At 43.4% G+C, this 4,295-nt stretch carries 3 protein-coding genes; 2 read left to right on the top strand and 1 reads right to left on the bottom strand.

Features of this window, described 5'->3' with window-relative positions; genetic code table 11:
- Positions 1-147: 147 nt before the first annotated feature.
- Positions 148-2,352, bottom strand: a complete 2,205-nt coding sequence (locus L0J61_RS09660) for an ATP-dependent helicase (RefSeq protein ID WP_301466240.1) — start codon at positions 2,350-2,352, stop codon at positions 148-150.
- 537 nt (positions 2,353-2,889) lie between these two features.
- Here L0J61_RS09660 and ychF point away from each other — a divergent pair.
- Together ychF and L0J61_RS09670 are read left to right on the top strand one after the other, a co-directional pair.
- Positions 2,890-3,981: a redox-regulated ATPase YchF gene (gene ychF / locus L0J61_RS09665; protein WP_301466241.1), complete on the top strand. Its 1,092-nt coding sequence runs from the start codon at positions 2,890-2,892 to the stop codon at positions 3,979-3,981.
- Between the two features lie 130 nt (positions 3,982-4,111).
- Positions 4,112-4,295: hypothetical protein (locus L0J61_RS09670; protein ID WP_301466242.1), on the top strand; the 184-nt coding region annotated here is incomplete at its 3' end.

Here is a 4,295-nt window from a genome sequence, read left to right on the forward strand (position 1 = left end):
ACCCTAGCTAAAAAAATTATTAAATAATAATTAACAGGCGAGCCATCAAATTTCAATCAGAATTGCATTTTTGGTCATGCCATTAAATTGACAAAAAGCTAAGTCAGTTCCAAGCGACGCATGGCGCTATTCTGGTCATGTGTGACATCACCACCACTCTGGATCCTCACTCAATGATTTCTCGAAACCTGTTTGAGGTATATCAACAGCTACTTCATCGGCCGTTAACTCAGCAATAAACCTTGAGGGCTTATCGAAATACCCTGAATAACTGGAAAAATAGTCCGGTGCCGTCAAGTACAGCTTGCTTTTAGCGCGACTACAGGCCACATAAAACAGTTTACGCTCCTCTTCCAACTCTTCAAAGTCATCCAACGAGCGATGATGTGGCGTCATACCATCGACTAAAGAATTAACAAAAACCACTGGCCACTCAAGCCCTTTAGCACTATGAATGGTCGAGATGGTCACCTTATCATTATCATCTTCTTCTGGGGTGCTGACCATCGCGACAGAGTCGTTTGGTGGGTCCAATGCTAGGTTTTCTAAAAAATCTTCTAAGCTACTATGTTCTGTGGCTAGATTTGTCAAAACACGAAGATCTTCCATACGCTCACGCCAGTTTTCTTCGATCATTTGCAAGATAGGAATATAAAAATCAATGACATGCTCAAGGGCGACTCCCACCGTTTCTGCCTGGTTCGCCTTGGTAAGCGTATGATATAAAGCGGCTAAACGCTCATTTTTTTTAGCAAACTTTGAAGCCAGCAACGGCTCAAACGAGTTATTATCTGCAGACATCTCTTGGTTTAAGCGAGTTGCCGTGACTGGGCCTATACCTTCAAACAACGTTAAAACACGATGCCAGGCAATCGAATCATTGGGATTATAAAGCACTTTGATGAATGCCAAAACATCTTTGACATGTCGTCTTTCTACAAACTTGAGACCGCCTACCACGACAAATGGAATGTTGCGATCCATGAATTCCAACTGTACATAGTTAGACTGAAAGGACGTACGACATAATACCGCCATGTCACTATAATCATGGTTAGGCTTCACGGTAATGATGTTGTCAGCAATGTATTTGGCTTCTGCTGCTTCGTTTTTCGTACGTCTAAATACCGGCTTGTCACCCGTTATACTAGCATTTGAGTGTAATTGCTTTTGATAGCCCAAGGTGATTTGCGCTGATAACGCATTAATATAATCTAAGATGGCTGGTGTACTACGATAGTTTTGCTCAAGCTTGAGCAACGTGGCGTTTGGGTAGGTCTCACCAAATAACAAAATGTTTTCATAATTGGCACCGCGAAACGCATAGATACTTTGGTTATCATCACCGACCACCATCAACGATACTGATTTGGGCTCGCAGATCAGGTCGACCAGCTCTTTTTGAGGAATATTGGTATCTTGATACTCATCTACCATGATGTAGCGATACTGGCTTTGTAGTAATTGACGAAAAGTGTCATTCGTCTTCAAATGTTTCACCACCTGGCTAATGATGTCATCAAAGTCATATAAGTGATTGGCGCGTTTATACTTATGAAAATCGATCGCCAATTGCTCAATGATAGCAATATGTTTCTCGAAATTAGGATAACCATCTTCAATCAGCGTGCGGATGGGAATGCGGCGATTTCTAGAAGTTGAAAATAACTTCTGTAAGGTTTTTTTGCGCGGAAAAGAATGCGCTTTGTCTTGCTTCGGGTATTGCTTTTCTTTGTAAACCAAGTCGATAGCGTCTTCACTATCCCCTGTGTCCAAAATGGTAAACCTCGGATTGATACCAAGCAGTCCCGAATACTGGCGCAATAGCATATTGCAAAATGAGTGAAACGTGCCGCTAGCGATTTCGTTTAATGCCTTATTTGTCGGCGATGCATTTTCAGCTTTCACATCGACAGGCGATACGTCATCGGTCAGATCCTTCGCAGCCGAGGTACTCATCAACAGATTTTTAGCTCGGCTTTTGATTTCATTTGCTGCCTTGCGCGTAAAGGTCAACAATAGGATGTTTTTGGGTCTTACCCCGTTTTCTAACAGATAACTGGTACGATAGGTTAAGGTTTTAGTCTTACCAGATCCAGCACCGGCGATGACCAGCACCTTGCCCTCGATGGTGGTGGCAGCCAGTAATTGTTCAGGATTCAACTCACTGGCGTAGTCTACTTTTAAACCCAGCTCAGGACTTAAGCGCTCATTTAGCTGTACGTCAGCAGCAGCGACGAGGTTATCCTCCAACTCTTTGATGGCTTGATCTAAGCGCTTCATCTTCGGTCTTATTTCCTCGAAGTTTTGCGGATAGTCATAGCGGTCTGTCTCAAAAATACTGGTGTTCATTATTATCTACTGCCTTGTGTTTTGTTGATGCAAGTCGAGCACATTTGGTCAAGATACCTGCGACCCTCCTCTTTTTCTTACAGAGTATGCCCTTTATATTGACGCTATACCCGAGGGCGTGTCCGCATTTCAAAAATAGTGATTAAAATGAGATGAGTGGCAATCAGACAGACATTACATTGTATTGCTTTTTATTTTTGCTGCTTTTTATCTTTACGATGTTTTATCTTTGCTGTGCCTTACCTTGCCTGAATACGTTCATAGTATTAATGATATCTAAAAATCAGCGCTATGCGAAAGGTAGACACGATACAGGTGACATTGGTTGTCGCTCAGCATCGATTGTCGCTTAGTATCATTGTGCTAAAACATAACGCTCTACAATGACGATTTATAAATACATCAATAAATGCCAAGCTACAAAGTAACAACCTCACCCCTAGCTCAGCAAAATTTGCTACAATATGCCCAATTTTGGCTGATGCTCTCATGGGGCATCAAGCATACCTTATTTTATGACTATATCGAGAGACCATTATGGGTTTTAATTGCGGCATCGTTGGCCTACCGAACGTGGGTAAATCCACCTTATTCAATGCGTTAACCAAAGCGGGTATCGCTGCAGAAAACTTTCCGTTTTGTACCAAAGACCCCAACACTGGCATCGTACCCGTGCCAGATCCACGTCTAAAGAAGCTGGCAGACATTGTTATCCCTGAACGTGTACTGCCGACGACGATGGAATTTGTTGATATTGCAGGCTTGGTGGCAGGCGCATCACAGGGTGAAGGAATGGGCAACCAGTTTTTGGCCAACATTCGTGAAACTGATGCAGTTGCTCACGTCGTACGCTGTTTTGATGATGACAATGTGGTACACGTCGATGGTCGCGTTAGCCCAATTGATGACATCGAAACCATCAATACCGAACTGGCATTGGCAGATTTAGAAGCTGTAGAGCGTGCGGTATTTAACTTGACCAAAAAAGCCAAAGGTGGCGATAAAGACGCTGCAGCCATGCTAGATGTGTTCAAAAAAATTGAGCCATTATTAGCAGAAGGTAAAGCTGCTCGCGCTGCTGGCCTAGACGCTGATGAGAAAAAACTGATCAGAAGCTACGGTTTGATTACGCTAAAGCCAACTATGTATATTGCTAACGTCGCTGAAGATGGCTTTGAAAACAACCCATACCTTGATGCAGTGCGCGACTATGCCACTGGTGAAGACTCTATCGTCATCGCACTATGCAACCAAATCGAAGCTGAAATCGCTCAGCTTGATGAAGAAGACAAAAAAGACTTTTTGGCTGAAATGGACATGGACGAAGCAGGTCTAGATCAAGTCATTCGTGGTGGTTATGATTTGCTTGATATGCAGACCTACTTTACCGCTGGTGTCAAAGAAGTGCGTGCATGGACGGTCGCTGTTGGCGCTACAGCCCCGCAAGCTGCTGGTGTGATTCATACTGATTTTGAGCGTGGCTTCATCCGTGCCGAAGTAATCGCCTATGATGACTTCATCGAGTATAATGGTGAAAAAGGCGCAGCAGCCGCTGGCAAATCACGCCTAGAAGGTAAAACTTATATCGTGCAAGATGGCGACGTCATGCACTTTAGGTTTAATGTGTAACCCTTAGCGTTATACACGACCTAATGATTGATAAGCCGATGTTGGATAGTTGCCATCATCGGCTTTCTTTTACTCTAACAGTGTTATAACATAACATAACTTACTACTTGTTTATTTAAAGGCTACGACTATGACTACCCACTTCTCTTTTTCTAAGCTTGCTGGTACTGCATTATTAGGAAGTGTCATAACAGGATCTCTACTTGGCTGTCAGCCTGCTGCGGATACTGATGCGGCTGCTTCTGAAGCATCTGCTGATGATCACGCAGAACACGATCACGCAGAACACGATCACGCAGAACACGATCACGCAG

It is taken from the genome of Psychrobacter sp., from assembly GCF_030457785.1.
In the GTDB taxonomy this organism is placed as follows: domain Bacteria; phylum Pseudomonadota; class Gammaproteobacteria; order Pseudomonadales; family Moraxellaceae; genus Psychrobacter.